The 17,327-nt window shown below is 31.0% G+C and carries 15 protein-coding genes; 12 read left to right on the top strand and 3 right to left on the bottom strand.

What is annotated here, in order from left to right:
* Positions 1 to 188: 188 nt before the first annotated feature.
* The 11 genes from L3J35_12945 (at position 189) to L3J35_12995 (ending at position 11,588) form a co-directional block, all read left to right on the top strand.
* Positions 189 to 1,001 (top strand): phosphoribosylformylglycinamidine synthase subunit PurQ, encoded by an 813-nt coding sequence (locus tag L3J35_12945; protein ID MCF6367090.1) that lies wholly within the window; start codon positions 189 to 191, stop codon positions 999 to 1,001.
* A 78-nt stretch (positions 1,002 to 1,079) separates the two neighbouring features.
* On the top strand, positions 1,080 to 2,687 hold the full coding sequence (gene purH / locus L3J35_12950; protein MCF6367091.1) for a bifunctional phosphoribosylaminoimidazolecarboxamide formyltransferase/IMP cyclohydrolase: 1,608 nt from the start codon (positions 1,080 to 1,082) through the stop codon (positions 2,685 to 2,687).
* 37 nt (positions 2,688 to 2,724) lie between these two features.
* Positions 2,725 to 3,069 carry a four helix bundle protein gene (locus L3J35_12955; protein MCF6367092.1) on the top strand — a complete coding sequence of 115 codons (345 nt, stop codon included), beginning with the start codon at positions 2,725 to 2,727 and terminating at the stop codon, positions 3,067 to 3,069.
* An 83-nt stretch (positions 3,070 to 3,152) separates the two neighbouring features.
* The gene (locus L3J35_12960; protein ID MCF6367093.1) at positions 3,153 to 4,541 is read left to right on the top strand and encodes a phosphoribosylaminoimidazolesuccinocarboxamide synthase; all 1,389 of its coding nucleotides are present in this window, start codon (positions 3,153 to 3,155) and stop codon (positions 4,539 to 4,541) included.
* 93 nt (positions 4,542 to 4,634) lie between these two features.
* Positions 4,635 to 5,195, top strand: coding sequence for a hypothetical protein (locus L3J35_12965; protein MCF6367094.1), 561 nt, complete (start codon positions 4,635 to 4,637; stop codon positions 5,193 to 5,195).
* Positions 5,192 to 6,397 (top strand): agmatine deiminase family protein, encoded by a 1,206-nt coding sequence (locus L3J35_12970; protein ID MCF6367095.1) that lies wholly within the window; start codon positions 5,192 to 5,194, stop codon positions 6,395 to 6,397. Before L3J35_12965 ends, L3J35_12970 begins: the two co-directional genes overlap by 4 nt.
* A 38-nt stretch (positions 6,398 to 6,435) precedes the next feature.
* The gene (gene tnpA / locus L3J35_12975; protein ID MCF6367096.1) at positions 6,436 to 6,921 is read left to right on the top strand and encodes an IS200/IS605 family transposase; all 486 of its coding nucleotides are present in this window, start codon (positions 6,436 to 6,438) and stop codon (positions 6,919 to 6,921) included.
* 45 nt (positions 6,922 to 6,966) lie between these two features.
* Positions 6,967 to 8,220, top strand: a complete 1,254-nt coding sequence (gene purD, locus L3J35_12980) for a phosphoribosylamine--glycine ligase (GenBank protein ID MCF6367097.1) — start codon at positions 6,967 to 6,969, stop codon at positions 8,218 to 8,220.
* 74 nt (positions 8,221 to 8,294) lie between these two features.
* On the top strand, positions 8,295 to 8,870 hold the full coding sequence (gene purN, locus L3J35_12985) for a phosphoribosylglycinamide formyltransferase (protein MCF6367098.1): 576 nt from the start codon (positions 8,295 to 8,297) through the stop codon (positions 8,868 to 8,870).
* A gap of 65 nt (positions 8,871 to 8,935) precedes the next feature.
* Entirely contained in the window at positions 8,936 to 10,372 is a 1,437-nt protein-coding gene (purF, locus tag L3J35_12990) for an amidophosphoribosyltransferase (protein MCF6367099.1), read from the top strand.
* Between the two features lie 73 nt (positions 10,373 to 10,445).
* Positions 10,446 to 11,588 carry a hypothetical protein gene (locus L3J35_12995; protein MCF6367100.1) on the top strand — a complete coding sequence of 381 codons (1,143 nt, stop codon included), beginning with the start codon at positions 10,446 to 10,448 and terminating at the stop codon, positions 11,586 to 11,588.
* Positions 11,589 to 11,627: 39 nt separating this feature from the next.
* Here the strand turns inward: L3J35_12995 and L3J35_13000 are convergent, their stop codons facing one another.
* From L3J35_13000 to L3J35_13010, 3 genes are all read right to left on the bottom strand, one after another.
* On the bottom strand, positions 11,628 to 11,939 hold the full coding sequence (locus L3J35_13000) for a septum formation initiator family protein (GenBank protein MCF6367101.1): 312 nt from the start codon (positions 11,937 to 11,939) through the stop codon (positions 11,628 to 11,630).
* A 36-nt stretch (positions 11,940 to 11,975) separates the two neighbouring features.
* Positions 11,976 to 12,797, bottom strand: coding sequence for a prohibitin family protein (locus L3J35_13005; GenBank protein MCF6367102.1), 822 nt, complete (start codon positions 12,795 to 12,797; stop codon positions 11,976 to 11,978).
* Positions 12,798 to 12,911: 114 nt separating this feature from the next.
* Positions 12,912 to 13,703, bottom strand: a complete 792-nt coding sequence (locus tag L3J35_13010) for a sulfite exporter TauE/SafE family protein (GenBank protein MCF6367103.1) — start codon at positions 13,701 to 13,703, stop codon at positions 12,912 to 12,914.
* 89 nt (positions 13,704 to 13,792) lie between these two features.
* On the opposite strand from L3J35_13010, the gene L3J35_13015 reads away from it, so the two are divergent.
* Positions 13,793 to 17,074 carry a UvrD-helicase domain-containing protein gene (locus L3J35_13015; protein ID MCF6367104.1) on the top strand — a complete coding sequence of 1,094 codons (3,282 nt, stop codon included), beginning with the start codon at positions 13,793 to 13,795 and terminating at the stop codon, positions 17,072 to 17,074.
* The last annotated feature ends 253 nt before the right edge of the window (positions 17,075 to 17,327 follow it).

Here is a 17,327-nt window from a genome sequence, read left to right on the forward strand (position 1 = left end):
TTTATCAAATAAAATCAGCGATATTAATAGCTTGTATAATTTGTTCTAAATTAACAATTTACAATCAAACTAACAACTTTTTTTCATTATTTCGAGCATTTTTTTAACTTCGTAAAGTAGAATTAAGTAATATTAAGAAAAAAACTTAACTATTCTTAACTTCTTAATGGTAAAAATAAAAAAGAAATATGACTAAAAGTTTAATACTAACCGGCTTCGGAATAAACTGCGAAATAGAAATGGGAGCTGCATACAAAAATGCAGGTGCAGAAGTAACAATAGTTCATTTCAATGAAATTTTAAACGGAACATACAATCTGCACGACTTCGATATACTGAATTTTCCGGGCGGTTTCTCTTTCGGTGATGATATTGCTTCCGGAAAAGTAATGTCCAACAAGGTGAAATATAAGAAGATGCAAAGCGGACAGACCTTTATTGAAGAAATTGATAAATTCATAAAAGACGGAAAATACATTCTCGGAATTTGCAACGGTTTTCAGATACTTGTTCAACTCGGACTTCTTCCGAATTTAAAAAACGATTACGAACCCGAAGTTGCATTAGTTGCCAATAACTCAAATAAATACGAAGATCGTTGGGTATATTGCAAAGTCAATTCCGACGTTAAAACACCGTTTTTAAAAAACATTGATTTATTGCCTGTTCCCGTGCGTCACGGAGAAGGGAAATTGGTAATTAAAGACGATGCAACAAGAAAACAAATTAAAGATAATAATCTTATTGCTTTGCAATATGCCGATAAAAACGGAAAAATAACCGATGAATATCCAAAAAACCCCAACGGAGCAGAATTCAGCATTGCCGGATTAACCGACCCTATGGGGCAAATTTTCGGACTTATGCCGCACCCCGAAGCATTTTTGAGTTTTTATAACCACCCGAATTGGGCAAAATTAAAACAAGAAGGAAAAGAAATAAAACGAGAAAACACGGGACAAGCAATCTTTGATAACATTATTAAACATATAGAACGCTGATTATTATGATTATATTAAGATTTTTTATCATAAACTTTCATAAAAATCAGTGTACTATTATAACTAAATATAAAACTAATGAAAATTAAGACAGCCCTTTTAAGCGTATCCGACAAAACAGGAATAACCGATTTTGCAAAAGTTCTGAAAAAATACAATGTAGAAATAATCTCAACCGGAGGAACAAAAAGAACTTTGCAAGATGCAGGAATTGAAGTAACCGATATTTCTTCCGTTACCGGAAATCCCGAAGCATTCGGCGGACGTATGAAAACAATTTCCTTCAACATAGAAAGCGCATTACTTTTTGACCGTGAAAAAGATGCCGAAGAAGCAGAAAAACTCAACATAAAACCCATTGATTTAGTGGTTTGTAACCTTTATCCTTTTGAAAAAGTTATGAAGCAAGGTGCCGACTTTGAAACATTAATAGAAAACATCGACATAGGCGGTCCCACAATGATACGTGCGGCTGCAAAAAATTTCAAATATGTAAATGTTCTTACGCAAATTGAAGATTATCAAAATTTTATTGACGAATTTGAAAGTAACAAAGGTGTAACTTCTTACGAATACAGAAAAGAACTTATGGCAAAAGCATTCAACCACACTGCCGATTACGATGCAATGATTGCACAAGTAATGGATGCACAAACAGACAAAATTTCTTTCAGATTAAACTTTAAGGAAGGCAAAACATTACGTTACGGTGAAAATTCACATCAAAAAGCTCACTTTTTCCGTATGAAAGAAGCCGAAAATACATATCACGATATGAATATTCTCAATGGCAAAGAGTTGTCGTTCAATAATATACTTGATATTTCAGGGGCGGTAAATTCCGTTAAAGATTTAGGCGAAATTGCCTGTGCCGTTGTAAAACATTCAAACCCTTGCGGATTGGCACAAGGCAAAAATCAAAGAGAAGTTCTGGAAAAAGCTTGGCAAGGCGACCCTGTTTCCGCATTCGGCTCAATTATAGCATTTAACACAACATTAGTTAAAGAAACAGTTGAGTTTTTTGAACTTACAAACCCCGACAAATCACAACGAAAATTTATTGAAGTAATTATAGCACCGAAAATTGAAGAAGATGCTTTAAAATATCTTCAAAATCATAAAAATCTGCGAGTTATCGAATACGATATGAGCAAACTTCCCAAATATAAAGACCTTCGTTTCATAAACGGAACTTTGTTAAGTCAGGATATTGACAATAAACTTTATGATAAATTGGAAACCGTTACCGAAACAGAGTTTGATATCGATAAAAACAAAGCAATAATTGAGTTTGGTTTGAATGCAATTAAAAATATAAAATCCAACACAATTGCAATCGTAAAAGAAAAAAACGAAAATTTTTACCTTACGGGAATGGGTGCAGGGCAACCTAACAGGTTAATTTCAACCGAATTAGCTCTTATAAAAACAAAAGAATTTATCAGGCAAGATTTTAAAGGTAAAGAAGAAGATTTTGAAGTATTTTATAAAGAAGAAATTAAAGACGTAATATTAATTTCAGATGCATTTTTTCCTTTTCCTGACAATGTTGAACTTGCAGCTGCAAACGGAATTACGAAAATCGTTCAACCCGGCGGTTCAATTCGTGATAAATCTGTAATTAAAACTTGTAATAAACTCGGTATAAGTATGATATTTACCGGAATACGACATTTTAAACACTAACATCAGATAAAAAGGAAAAAGTATAAAGGGAAAAGTTATGGGAATACACAAGTTTGAAGATATAATTTCTTGGCAAAAAAGTAAAATTTTAGTTTTAGATATATATAAACTATTTGAAAAACATAAAGATTTCGGTTTCAAAAATCAAATTGAAAGAGCATCTGTTTCAATTATGAATAATATTGCCGAAGGTTTTGAAAGAAAATCTAATAATGAATTCATGTATTTTCTTTTTGTTGCAAAAGGTTCTTGTGCGGAAGTCAGGTCAATGTTGTATCTTGCAAAAGATTTAAACAAAATGAATCAAGAAAATTTCAATAAATTATATTCTTTAACTATTGAAATATCAAAATTATTATCCGGTCTAATTAAAACTCTTTAAAAATGAAAACAATCATACTTTTACCTTTCACCTTTTTACTTTTACCTTTTAACTAATAAATAAATCATAAAAATCAGCGTCCGATGACAAACACATTAGAAAAATTCGAAAGTCCTCAATTAAAAAAAATCCACGCAGGCAAAGTGCGCGACAGCATCCGAATTGACGATAAAAAACGAATGATTGTCGTAACAGACAGAATTTCTGCATTTAACAAAAATCTGAAAAACAGTGCAATACCGCATAAAGGAGCAGTGTTGAATACGCTTACAAACTTTTGGTTCGAAAAAACAAAACACATCATTCCGAATCATTTCATCGAACAAATTGATGATAACATAAGCATAGTAAAAGAATGTCAGCCCATTAAAGTTGAAATGATTGTGCGAGCTTATATTACCGGCTCAATGTGGCGGGGCTATCAAAAGGGACAAAGAGTTTTCAGCGGTGCAGAAGTGCCTGACGGATTAACTTCTAATCAAAAGTTCCCCGAACCGATTTTAACGCCTACCACAAAAGACGAAAATGACAGCGAAATTACTGAAAAAGAAATAATTACAACAGGTCTGGTTGATGAAAAGACTTACCGAAAAATGAAAGAAATTTCATTAAAACTGTTTAAATTCGGTTCTGATTTTCTCGAAGAAAAAGGCATTATTCTCGTAGATACAAAATATGAATTCGGGTTTTACGAAGGCGAACTTATTTTAATGGATGAAATACACACCCCCGATTCGTCAAGATTTTGGAAAAAAGACGATTACGACAAATCACCTGAATATGTTGTTCAGGCAGATAAAGAATTTGTAAGGCAATGGATGTTAAAAAACAAGATAAAAGGCAAAACTCCGGATATACTCCCGAAAGAAGTAATTGAAGAAACATCAAAACGATACAAAGAAATTTTTAAAGACATTACAGGAGAAGAACTTCCCATTTCAAACTTTGACGTTACAAGTCGAATATATCAAAACTTATTGCGTAAAGGATACATAAAACACGGATATGTGGCAATGATAATGGGTTCAAAATCAGATATTAAACATGCCGATAAGATTAAATCCCATTTAGAAAAATTTGATATTGATATTGAAATGCGTGTAATTTCAGCTCACAAAAACGGAGAACGTTTAGTAGCTGTTGCAGAGCAATTTAATCACAGTATTGAGCCGATTGCAGTAATTGCCATTGCCGGGCGTTCCAACGGACTGGGCGGTGCCTTGGCTGCAAATCTCAATGTTCCTGTAATAAACTGTCCGCCGTTTTCGGATAAAACAGACATTATGCTGAACATCAATTCATCGTTGATAATGCCTTCGAACACGCCGGCAGTAACAACTGTGCATCCGGATAATGCAGCATTGGCAGCAATTCGTTCGCTAAATATTCCGCAATTCAAACAACAAATGGCAAAGGATATTCATGAGATGAAAGAGGGTTTGATTAAGGATGACGGGGAGATTCGGAATTAAATACAGAAAACCTTATATTTTTGTAACAACCTTAATAGAAAAATATAACCAAACAATTAAAACCTTATTACCTTATAAATAAAGTGAAAATATATGGACTATTCAATTGACAATAAAGATGTTGAAAAAAGTTTTGACAGGATTGCATTAGAGCTATTAAGAAAAAGTCTATTAATTGTAAATGATATTCAATTTGAAATAACTGAAATAGAATTTTATTATTTTCATGAAAAGTATCATCCAGATAAATATACTCATGAACATGATAGGGAGGTCGGTGAGTGGAGGTTTCATAATCAGGGAATAGATATTACTTTGCAAAGTGGGCAAGGTTATGATGGAGGTATTTTATTAAGAGGCTTAAAACAAGTCAATAGTATTGGAGAAAAGGAAAAAAAATATATTAATGGTCCAAGAAAGATACTTATGAGGGTATTTGAAAAGTTTGGAAAGGTATATGATGAAAATGTCTTAAAGATTGATAATAGGAATGAAGATGATTATGAAATAATTAAAACATTCAGACATTTGCCTAATAAAATTCATCATAAAGATTTTCATAATAAATATTATAGATATTTAACAGATTTAGGTGAATTAGACATATCAAAATCAATAAAAACCGAAATTAAACAGAAATCAGAGAAGCTATGATAACAGACCAAGAAACCAATATCGTATATTTTAGTTCAATACTTAAAAAAGAAGACAAATACAAAGTATTTTGGAAAGAGTTAGAATTAGAATTGATTGATAACAATATCCAATATGGATTTATTGAAAATACAAAAGATATTTGGTGCAGAGATTATATGCCTGTTCAAGTTTCTGAAACAAATTTTATTCAATTTACTTTCTCTCCCAATTATTTAATGAGTAAGAAATATAATAATCTTTTAACAAACCAAAGTGAAATCGAATTACCTGAAATAATTAATATACAAAAATCAAATTTGATAATTGACGGAGGTAATATTGTTAAATCAAAATCTTATGTAATTATAACTGATATAATATTTAATGAAAATCCTGATTTAACTGAAAAATCAATTTTAGAAGAACTTTCAAAAAAATTAAATGTAATTGATGTTTTTATCATCCCAAAATTACCTTATGATTTCACGGGTCATGCAGACGGAATGGTTAGATTTGTTAATGACAGTAAGCTTCTTGTTGCAGATTATTCGTATTATTCTGATACATGGAGAAGAAAAATGGATAAAGCAATTAAAAGAATTGAAAAGTCAGGAATAAAAATAATTGAATTTCCTTCACAAGAAGTTGCAGAACAAAATGATGAAGGTGATTTTACTGCAAAAGGAGTATATATTAATTTTGCTCAAATTGGAAATAGTATTCTGTTACCCCAGTTTGGTTTTGTTGAAACGGATAATGAAGTTATTAGGAAAATTAAAGAAGTTTATCCAAATCATAATATTATTCTTGTTAATTCAAATACAATAGCTGAATATGGAGGTGTTTTAAATTGTATAACTTGGAATATAGAAAGTATGTATTATAAAAAATGGGAAAAGTTGTTTGATTTGGTTCCGGAAATTCAAACCCCTGGAAATATTGATAATTTAATTTCAAAATTTATTGTACTTATTCATGAAATAGGTGTTGTTATGATAGATTTTGATTGGATGAATTGGAATGAAGGAAAAAATAATTTAGAGGGAAGAAATTTTGATGTTAGTGAAAGTGATTTCATCGATTTATGTCGGTTCATGACTGTTTTTGGCAGAGCTGAAAAATTTACACAAGGATTTTTAGATGTTCATATTAAAAATGGAAATGTTTTGAAGGTAATTGAAGAAATAAAAAATAGATTAGAAATTTTTAAAAAGAAGTAAACTATTATCTTAATTAAATAAATATCAAACCGTAAAAAATGAAAATAGAATACAAAAATTTATACACACATTTTGTTTTCACGACATTACACAGAGAGCCCGTTATACCTAAAAAGAACAGAGAACGAATAGAAAAGTTCATAACGGGAGTTGTAAAAAATTACAATTGCAGGTTATATGCAATTTATGCAAATCCTGAACATATTCATTTTTTTGTATCTCGTGCACCAAATATATCAGAAGAATATCTCGCAGATATTATTGCAGAGAGTTCTGAAAAGTTTATCAACAAAGAGAAGTTAGTAAAAGGTAGCTTTGCATGGCAAGAAACAGCTTCTGCATTTTCTGTTTCAAAAAGAGAAGTTGATAAAGTTTGTAAGTATATTCTAAATCAAAAAGAACATCACAGAAAAGTTACATTTAAAGAAGAGTATGATAAGTTTATTGAATTTTATGAGAAAACATTGCAAATTCTAAAATATGGTAATAAGGTTTTAGTTCCACATTATAATTATTTGTATTAAGGTTAAAAATATAAAAATAAGGTTTATATAAATAACAATGTAATTATGAAAACAGCAATAATCGGCTCCGGAGGCAGAGAACACGCATTAGCATGGAAATTTGCTCAAACATTATCTTGGGAAAATGTGTTTACACTTCCCGGTAACGGCGGTATTCCTAACAGTCATACCGTGAATGTGAATGATTTTGAGGAAGTTGAGCGTTTTTGCATGTATAATTCCATTGATATGATTTTTGTCGGTCCCGAACAACCCTTGGCAGCCGGTATTGTAGATTACTTCAAAGAAAAAGACATAAAAGTTTTCGGTCCCGATAAAAAATCCGCACAATTAGAAGCATCAAAGATTTTTGCGAAACAGTTTATGCAAAAATACGGTATTGCAACGGCAGATTTTAAGATTTTTAATAATACAAATGATGCAAAATACTTTACGGCAAAAAAACTCGGCGATTTAGTCATAAAATTTGATGGCCTGGCAGCCGGCAAAGGTGTTTTTGTATGTTCGACAATTGATGAAGCAAACGAAGCATTGGAAGAACTTGAAAAAGCATACGGAGAGAACGTAGATTTCATTATCGAAGATAAAATTAAAGGTGATGAAATTTCAATTATAGGTTTTACCGACGGCAAAACAATAAAACTCCTGCAAACATCACAAGACCACAAACAACTTCTCAACGGAGACAAAGGACCCAACACCGGCGGAATGGGAGCATACAGCCCGGTGGACGGTATCAGCAATGAATTAATGCAAAAAATTAAAAATAAAATCGTAAATCCCACTCTTAAAGGAATACAAACCGAAAATATGAATTATAAAGGCATGATTTATTTCGGAATAATGGTAAAAGATACAGAGCCATATTTATTGGAATACAACGCACGCTTCGGAGATCCGGAAACCGAAGTTTTATTACCGGCTTTAAAAAATGATTTGTATGAAGTTGTGGATGCTTGCTTGTCCGGCGAATTAAAAAATATTACTTTTGAATTTGAAGATGATTATTTTGCCGATGTTGTGCTGGTTTCAGGCGGATATCCGAAAGCTTATAAAAAAGGATATGAAATTACGGGTTTACAAGATATTGAAAAAGATACTTTAATTTTCCATGCAGGAACTAAAAAAGAAGGCGATAAAATTCTTACAAACGGCGGAAGAGTAATAAATGTAGTGTGCAAAGGCAAAACTTTAAATGAAGCATTAGAAAAGACTTATAATGAAGCAAATAAAATTAGTTTTACAGATATGTTTTACAGAAACGATATTGGTAAAAGAATTAATAAATATTTTATATAACCATTAAGGTATTAAGTTACATTAAGATAAAACTTAATTATTCTTAACTTCTTAATGGTTAAAGACAGAAGTAAATGACAAAAATAATAATTTTCATATCCGGCAGAGGCTCTAATATGGAATCCATACTGAAAGAAATCCAAAACGGTATTCTTAAAGGAATTGCTGAACCGGTATTGATTTTTTCTGATAAAAAAGATGCAAAAGGATTAGAAACGGCAAAAAAATACGGTATTGAGACAGCGTCAATCCTTGCAAAAGGTAATAGTAGAGAAGTATTTGACAATGAAGTGATTAATTTGCTTTCAGAATATGAATTTGATTACATCATTCTTGCCGGCTATATGCGAATTTTATCCGATGTTTTCGTGAAAAGATATTCCGAAAAAATAATAAACATCCATCCGGCAGATACAAATCTGCATCAAGGATTACACGCATACGAGTGGGCTTTTAAAAATAAAATGCAAGAAACAAAAATAACGGTTCACTACGTGAATGAAGGCGTTGACACCGGAAAAATAATTGCACAAAAAACAGTAAATTTGCTGGGCTGTAACACTTTGGAAGAAGTCGAAAAAAGAGGACTGAACGTTGAGCATAAATTTTATCCTGAAACACTAAAAAGAATTTTCACTTTAAAACTTTAACCTTTTAACTTTACGAACTTTACAAACTTTATACTTTTAACTTTAAAAACTTTCAACAAAATAATATGTGCGGAATAGTCGGTTTCATAGGCGAAGAAAAAATAGTTTACGATATTATGTCAGGTTTGTTAACTCTGCAACACAGAGGACAAGACAGTGCAGGCATCGTAACCTTTAAAGATATTTTTCATACTAAAAAAGGGCTTGGTTTAGTCAATGAAGTTTTTAATGAAAAACACATGGAAAGACTTTGCGGAAAAGTAGGTATCGGACACGTTAGATACACAACCCACGGAACAGGCGACATCCTTAATGCACAACCGATTACAACAAATTATCCTTTCGGAATTTCAATGGTACACAACGGAAATGTGACTAATTTTAAGAAGATGAATAAGGCATTGTATAACGATTATCATGTATTGCCGACTTCTTCAAACGATTTGGAAATTTTGCTTTATACCTTTGCCGCAGAACTCAAAACCAAAGACCTTAAAAAAATTGAAATTAAAGACATTTTTGATGCAGTTAAACTTACCCAAGAAAAAATCGAAGGAGCTTATGCGGTTATCTCTGTTATAGCCAACTACGGTTTGCTCGGATTTATGGATCCAAACGGTATAAGACCGATGATTCTCGGAAAAAAAGTGACTAAAAAAGGCGTTGTTTACGGTCTCGCATCTGAAAGCATAACTTTTGACCATCTCGGTTATGAGATTGTCAGAAATCTTCTTCCCGGCGAAATTATTTTTATAGATAATAATAATAAAGTGCATTCAACAATCGGATATGCAAAGAAACAGCATTTCTGCTCTTTCGAATATATTTATTTTGCAAGAGAAGATTCTATTTTTTACAATAAAAATGTTGCCGGAAGACGTGTAAGAATGGGAAATTTTATCGCAAAGCAAATTAAAGATGCCGGTTTAAAACCCGATGTCGTTATTGATGTTCCCGCATCCGGATATTTTGCTGCATCCGGTTTGGCTGAATCTTTGGAAATCCCGTATCACAGAGGTTTGGTAAAAAGTAATTATATCGGCAGAAGTTTTATTGCACCCAAGCAAAGCGAGCGCGAAAATATCGTAAAACAAAAACTTAACCCGATTAAAAAAGCCATTAACGGAAAAAAAATTGTCGTTGTAGATGATTCTATTGTAAGAGGAACAACTTCAAAGAGAATCGTACAAGTTTTGAAAGAGGCGGGAGCAAAAGCGGTTTATTTTGTATCGGCGGCTCCTCCCGTTGTTAATCCTTGCGTTTACGGAATTGATATGTCTGCAAAAACAGAACTGATTGCTTCAAATTTGAATATAGATGAAGTTTGTACGTTTATCGGAGCTGATGCCTTATTTTACCTTAAACCCGAAGATTTGCCGAAACTTTTTAAAGAACTGTCAATTTGCACGGCATGCTTTACAGGCGAATATCCTGCCGGAAACATTGAAGAAATGTTGACAGATATTGAAGAAGAAAAAAAACAAATGAGATTGTCGTTTTAATAAAAGTATGAAACTCTTTTGACGGTTTCACTTTAAGTGAAACTGTTAATAATAAATACAAAAAATAATTGCCATGAATAACTTAATTATCACAATAAGCTTAATTTTTATAACAGTAAACATCTTTGCCCAAAACAAAACAGCCTACGTTTCCGATGATTACGAAAAGTATAAACTAAACCCCGGCAATATTCCCGAACTTTGGGAAGACGGTATCAGAACCAACGGACAAAGAGGAACTTACGAATGGTGGTATTTTGATGCACATCTCGATGACGGAACAACCGTTGTAATTGTTTTTTACACAAAACCTTTCACCGAAATAAAAAAAGACTTAATCCCGTTCATATCGATAAATATTGACCGACCTGACGGAACAAGCATTAAAAAAGCACATTACGGAGAAGTTGATGAATTTTTGGCATCGAAAGACAGCTGTAATGTTGTTATCGGGAAAAACTATTTCAGAGGAAATTTAAAAAACTATGAAATTTATTTTAAAGATGATGAATTACAAATTGATGCTGTAATTAAAAGAACCACAGAAAGTTGGCGACCGAAAACCGGTCATTTCATTTACGGAAATTCGGGAAAAGAATTTGCTTGGTTGGTTCCGATTCCGCAAGGCAAAGCTGAAATCAATTACACTTACAAAGGCAAAACATACAATTTAAAAGGCTCTTGTTATCACGACCACAACTTCGGAAACGCAAATATGGCAGAAGTTATAAACCATTGGTATTGGTCTAGGTCTGAACTCGGACCTTACACCGTAATTGCTGCCGAACTTATTTCCGTTGAAGAATACGACAGCGAACCGATTATTGTTTTTAATCTTTCAAAAGACGGAAAAACGATTGCTGACGAAGGCTTAAACGTAAAACTATACAGAACTTACGGAAAAATGAATAAAGCCGGAGAACGACCGGTAAGTGATGAATTAAAGTTTATTTATAAACCTGAAAATGAAGATTATAAATATGAATATTCATTGATACGGAAAACGAACTTAATGGAGCTGAAACTTTTAGATGCTTTAATACATAACGGATTAAAAAGAAAGCTTGCCGTATTAATAACAGGCTTAAATCCTGCATATTACAGAATGACAGGCAAAGCAAACCTTAAAGTTTATAAAAATAATCGTTTAATTGAAGAACACACAAGCGAAAAAGCAATTTGGGAATTAATGTATTTCGGTGAACCGTATAAATAAAGAATATTAAAAAAAGCGAGTATTTAACTCGCTTTTCTGTTATTTATCAGTCTTATCAACAATTATAAATACGTCCTCATTGTCCTTACTCATAAAATACTCTTCACGAGCCAAACGTTCTTTGGTGGCCGGATTTGTGAGTAAATCTTGATAGTATTTTTCATTCTTCTCAATTTCTTCAACATAGTAGGCTTTTCGTTTCTCTAAGAAATTAATTTCTTCATTAAGTTTTGATTTAAACATAATACCGGTTTGAGCGATAAAGAAAATCCAAACAATAAAAAACACCGAAGTAATAATGTATTTATACTTCTTAATAAAAAACCATATTTTAGAAACTTGTTCTTTCATGCTAACTTTTTACTTTATAGCTTTGAACTTTTAACTCTATTGATTTCCTAAAATTAAAGGCATACCGTCTTTACCGCTGCCGATAATGATAGTTTTACTGTTCGGAGATTCAGATAATTTAATGGTCGCTTCAATTCCTCTCATTCTCAACAGATTAGTAGTAAGTGAATTGTTGATTATTTTATTCGATTCAGATTCACCTTTCGCAGCAATTACTTTACGTTTTGCCTCAGCATCTTCTTTTTCTAAGATATATACATAAGCTAATGCCTCTTGTCTTTTAATTTCCTTGTTTTCAATAGATCTTTTATATTCTGTCGGTAAATTTATTGAACGAATCAAAAGCGTTGTCATACGAATATTATTCTCAGGTTTGTTTAAAACAGCTTCTGTTTCTTGAATAATATCTGCTTCAACCTCAGAACGTTTTGTTGAATAAATTTCTTCTGCAGTATAACGTCCCATTACTTGTCTTACTGTTGAACGAACCTCCGGAGTTACCAGTTTATCAATGTATTTAACGCCGAATTTTTCATGAAGTTCACCGATTTTATTATAAATCGGGTAAAATCTAACAGATACATCCACTGAAATCGGCAAACCTTTTTTGTCAAGAACATCCATTGTTTCATCAACAATTTGTTCTCTTACATCATATACAATCATATCATTCCAAGGTGCAAGAATATGAAACCCTGCACCGTAAACATGTTCTTTATCTAAACCTCCTGCAAACTTTTTAAATATTATTCCTTTTTCTCCCGGTTGCAAAGTAACAAAAACTGCCGAACCGAACATTACTAAAATTACTACAATTATACCAATAATTATAAATACAGGTTTAATTTTTTTTTCCATTTTTTCTATTTTTAAAGTTTAATTTAATTTGTTGCGAATTTAAGCTATTTTCTTTTTAAATAAAACTTTGAATACAAAAAAACGTTTATATCTTACAAACATCAAAAAAATCTTTTATAATTTCAAAAACCCGAATAAATATCCCGAAAAAACAACAATAACAATAATTAAGAACCAACGTAAAGGTTCTGTGCCGTGTTTTATTGCAAAATTTGAAGCAATAATACCGCCTAATGTATTTCCGACAGCTGATATTAAGCCTATTGCATAATAAACTTCACCGTGAATCATAAAAACTGCCAATGCAAATGGTGTGTAAATAAAAACAACAAATACTTTTAAACTGTTTGCTTTTACCAAATCATAACCTGAAACGGCAACTAATGCAATTAATAAAAATATACCGACACCTACATGAATAAAACCGCCGTATGCACCTATGGCAAAATATAAAACCGTATGCCAAAGTTTATGTTTAACTTTTGTTTCCTTGCTTTTACTTTTAATCAGGTTTTCAGGTTTAAAGAAGATAAAAAACAAAAGAATAAGCATTGCAACACCTATAACCTTTTTAAATACCTCTTGGTCAATACTTACTGCTATTTGAGCACCTGCAACAGAGCCGATTGTTATCGGAACAGCAATGTACAACGCACTTTTAATATTAAGCAATTTGTGTTTGTAGAAATTGAAAGCAGCAGCAAATGTTTGCGGAATAACACCAATCCTAACCGTTCCGTTTGCCCAGCTCGGCGGAAGTCCCAAAGCCATAAAGACTGCATATCCGATAGCAGTACCACTGCCGGCAAGTGTATTAATCACACCGATTAGGAAACCGCTTCCTATTAATAAAGCCAGAATTTCAGGCGACCAAATATCAATATCATTCAAAAAATCAGGATACATCTGCTTTTTTTTATATTTTTGGATTGTAATACAAATGTATTTGATTTTCTGAAAAAAAATCTAAATTCAACATACTGATTTAATAAATTATGAATAAACTTCAAATATACAGGGCTTCTGCAGGCTCCGGAAAAACATATTTACTTACTGAAAATTATTTAAAACTCGCATTTGAATCTCCCAATAATTTCAGTAAAATTCTTGCGGTAACTTTTACTAATAAAGCTGCCGAAGAAATGAAAACAAGGATATTAGAAGAACTAAGCAGTATTATTAATTTAAAAGAAAAAGCAAATCATTTTAAAAGTATAAAACAACATTTGAATTTTAAACTTGATACAGATATGTTAAATCGTGCAATAAAAGTCAGAGATAATATTTTGCATAATTATTCATTATTCAATGTCAGCACAATAGACAGTTTTGTGCAAAAAGTAATAAGAGCATTTTCTTATGAAATGAATTTAAATTCGGGCTATGATGTTGAACTTGACACAGATAAAGTTATAAATGATTTAACCGAGTTATTATACAACAGTATTTCAGAAAATAAGCATCTTCAAAATTGGTTAATTACTTTTGCGGAACATAAAATAAATGAAGGCAGGAACTGGGATTTCAGAGAGGAGATTAATACTTTATCGAAAGAAATATTTAAAGAAAAGTTTCAGGAACTTTATTTCGATAAGTTCAATGTTGAAGATGAAAGAGAAAAGCTTAATAAGTTAAAAGAATCTTTACTCTCAATAAAAAATAAGTTTGAAAAAAAGATGAATCAGCTTTCCGCCGAATACAAATCTATAATTGATAGTTTCGGAATAAATTATGAAACTCAAGGAGCTAAGTTCAGAACAATTTCAAATCATTTTTTAAAAAAGATACCTGAAAAAAAGTATGATGACATTACAAAAGCATTAAAAGAATCTATTGACGGTTTTGAAAATTGGCATAACAAAACTGCAACACAGGATGTAATAGATACACTACAAAATGTATATGAAAAACTACTTAAAACAGTAAAACGCTTTTTTGAAATATTTAATAATGAAAATAAACTTTATTACTCGGCAATTCATGTTTTAAAAAATTTCCATTCATTCGGTATTTTAAATGATACAGCAGCTTTTCTTCCCGAATACAGAAATGATAACAACCTTCTTCTTATAAGTGATACAACTTTATTGTTGAAAAAAATTATCGGTAAAAATGATGCTCCTTTTATTTATGAAAAAATCGGGAACAGGTTTAAAAATATATTAATAGATGAATTTCAAGACACTTCCGGCTTTCAGTGGGAAAGCTTCAAGCCTCTCATTAGCAATTCTTTAAGCGAGGGGTTATACAACCTTATTGTCGGAGATATTAAACAATCAATTTACAGATGGAGAGGCGGAGATTGGAAGTTGCTTCTGAAGGGAGTGAAAAAAGATATAGGCGAAAATATAACAGAAGAAAAAACATTAGAAATTAATTGGAGAAGCAAAGAAAATATTATTAAGTTTAATAATACAATTTTTAAAATTCTTCCCGAGATATTGCAAAATAGATATAATAAAGAACTTGAAAACATTAATAATTCTGAAATATTAAATCAACTTACAAATGCAGATTATAATAAAATATTAGTTGATGCCTACGATAAAAATTGTCAAGATGTTCCTGACAGCAAAGACAAAAAAGGCGGAAAAATTCAAATAAATTTTATTAAAAAGGACGATGAAAATGAAAAAGATAATTTCCCAAAACTAATTGATAATTTAATAAAAAATAAAAAATATAACCCGAAAGATATAGGAATTTTAGTAAGAAAAAATAAGCAAGCAAAAAAAGTTGTCGACTTACTGCTTGATTATCAAAACGATAATAAAAACTCAGAAAAATATCAAATAATTTCCAACGACTCTTTATATATAGGAAACTCTACTTCGGTAAAACTTATTATTTGTGCAATGAAATACATTCATAACAAATCTGATGAATTAAACTTGGCACAAATGATTTATGAATATCAAAACATAAAAACAAATTATGAAATAAATTACAACAACGTTTTCTTATCGGTTAAAAACGGAACTTGGGAAAATAAAATTCCGAATCAATTTATTTCTGACACTAATAAACTTTCAAAAAAATCTGTTTTTGAACTTACCGAAGAAATAATACGAATTTTCAATTTAAATAAACAAAAAAACGAATTTATCTATTTTCGATCATTTCAAAATTTAGTTTCCGATTTTTCAAGAAACAGAAACTCAGATTTATCCGAATTTTTAAGATGGTGGAATGAAAAAGGAAAAACAAAATCAATTCAAATTTCAGATAAAGTTGATGCCGTAAAAGTTATGACAATCCATAAATCAAAAGGTCTTGCATTTAATATCGTAATTTTACCTTTTGCCGATTGGGGCATTGACCATACGGGAACAGCTTCGCCTTTATTATGGACACATTCGGAGACAGCACCCTTTAACAGTTTTAAATATTTACCGGTACGTTATTCTAAAAGCCTTGAAAACACAATTTTTAGTAAAGATTATTTTAACGAAAAACTTTTTGCATATACCGATGCACTAAATATGCTTTATGTTGCTTTTACCAGAGCAAAAACTGAATTACATATCTTCTCAACATATAAACCTAATAATAAGACAGATATAAAAGATGTAGGTCAGCTGTTGTATGAAGCAATAAACTCAAATAAGCCTGTTGAAGATGAGAACTGCAAAAGCAATATTAATTTAAATAAATACTTTAATACATCTGACGGTACATTTTTAATTAATGAAAATCACAAAATAAATATCGATTCCGAAAATAAAGACAAACCAAAGACACAAATAAATGAAATACCGGAAAGCAAAGAATACCCGAACAATAACTGGCAAGATAAAGTAAAAATAAACTACGGTTCGGAAGACTTTTTTATTGAAAGCCTTGAAGCCGTTGAAGAAAAAGTAAATTACGGAACATTAATGCACCAAATTTTTGCCGAAATTAAAACAGAAAAAGATATTGAACCAAGTTTGCAAAAAATGTATTATAACGGTTATATTACAAAAGAAGAAAAAGCTGATTTAAAAGAAAAGATTACAAAAATTATAAGTAATCCGCAGGTTAAAGAATGGTTCAGCAGCAAATATGAAGTAAGAAACGAAGAAGCCCTCTTAACTTTAAAAGGTAATATCAAAATCCCCGACAGGGTATTAATATCTGATAATAAAGCCATTGTAATAGATTTTAAATTCGGAAAACAACAAGAAAAATACAAAGAACAAATTTCAGAATATAAAAAATTAATTGAAGAAGTATATGAACTTAACACAAAAGCATATATATTTTATGTGGAAGAAGACACTATCGTAAATATTTAAGTTTTTTTGAATAATTAATAATATTTTAAAAAGCAATAACTTATATTGTAAACTAAAATCATTTTTGATTAGGGACTTTCAGGAAATATTAATATAAGTGACTTACAGTATGTTACAATTGCTTTTGGCTATGGTTTAGGTATTCTGTGAATTATTGTTTATTTTTACAAAAAAACCTGATATGGATATAGCTATATTAAAATCACAATTTACAGATTTGGATATTTGCGCACAAGAACAGCTGATAGACGAG

The organism is Bacteroidales bacterium, from assembly GCA_021648725.1.
Lineage (GTDB): Bacteria > Bacteroidota > Bacteroidia > Bacteroidales > JAADGE01 > JAADGE01.

Excerpts from the sequence above, each read along its gene's own strand:
- purF (MCF6367099.1), top strand. The coding sequence starts at position 8,936 with ATGTGCGGAATAGTCGGTTTCATAGGCGAAGAAAAAATAGTTTACGAT.
- L3J35_12970 (MCF6367095.1), top strand. The coding sequence starts at position 5,192 with ATGATAACAGACCAAGAAACCAATATCGTATATTTTAGTTCAATACTT.
- L3J35_13000 (MCF6367101.1), bottom strand. The coding sequence starts at position 11,939 with ATGAAAGAACAAGTTTCTAAAATATGGTTTTTTATTAAGAAGTATAAA.
- L3J35_12965 (MCF6367094.1), top strand. The coding sequence starts at position 4,635 with ATGGACTATTCAATTGACAATAAAGATGTTGAAAAAAGTTTTGACAGG.
- L3J35_13015 (MCF6367104.1), top strand. The coding sequence starts at position 13,793 with ATGAATAAACTTCAAATATACAGGGCTTCTGCAGGCTCCGGAAAAACA.
- purH (MCF6367091.1), top strand. The coding sequence starts at position 1,080 with ATGAAAATTAAGACAGCCCTTTTAAGCGTATCCGACAAAACAGGAATA.
- tnpA (MCF6367096.1), top strand. The coding sequence starts at position 6,436 with ATGAAAATAGAATACAAAAATTTATACACACATTTTGTTTTCACGACA.
- L3J35_12955 (MCF6367092.1), top strand. The coding sequence starts at position 2,725 with ATGGGAATACACAAGTTTGAAGATATAATTTCTTGGCAAAAAAGTAAA.
- L3J35_13005 (MCF6367102.1), bottom strand. The coding sequence starts at position 12,797 with ATGGAAAAAAAAATTAAACCTGTATTTATAATTATTGGTATAATTGTA.
- purD (MCF6367097.1), top strand. The coding sequence starts at position 6,967 with ATGAAAACAGCAATAATCGGCTCCGGAGGCAGAGAACACGCATTAGCA.
- purN (MCF6367098.1), top strand. The coding sequence starts at position 8,295 with ATGACAAAAATAATAATTTTCATATCCGGCAGAGGCTCTAATATGGAA.
- L3J35_12960 (MCF6367093.1), top strand. The coding sequence starts at position 3,153 with ATGACAAACACATTAGAAAAATTCGAAAGTCCTCAATTAAAAAAAATC.
- L3J35_12995 (MCF6367100.1), top strand. The coding sequence starts at position 10,446 with ATGAATAACTTAATTATCACAATAAGCTTAATTTTTATAACAGTAAAC.
- L3J35_13010 (MCF6367103.1), bottom strand. The coding sequence starts at position 13,703 with ATGTATCCTGATTTTTTGAATGATATTGATATTTGGTCGCCTGAAATT.
- L3J35_12945 (MCF6367090.1), top strand. The coding sequence starts at position 189 with ATGACTAAAAGTTTAATACTAACCGGCTTCGGAATAAACTGCGAAATA.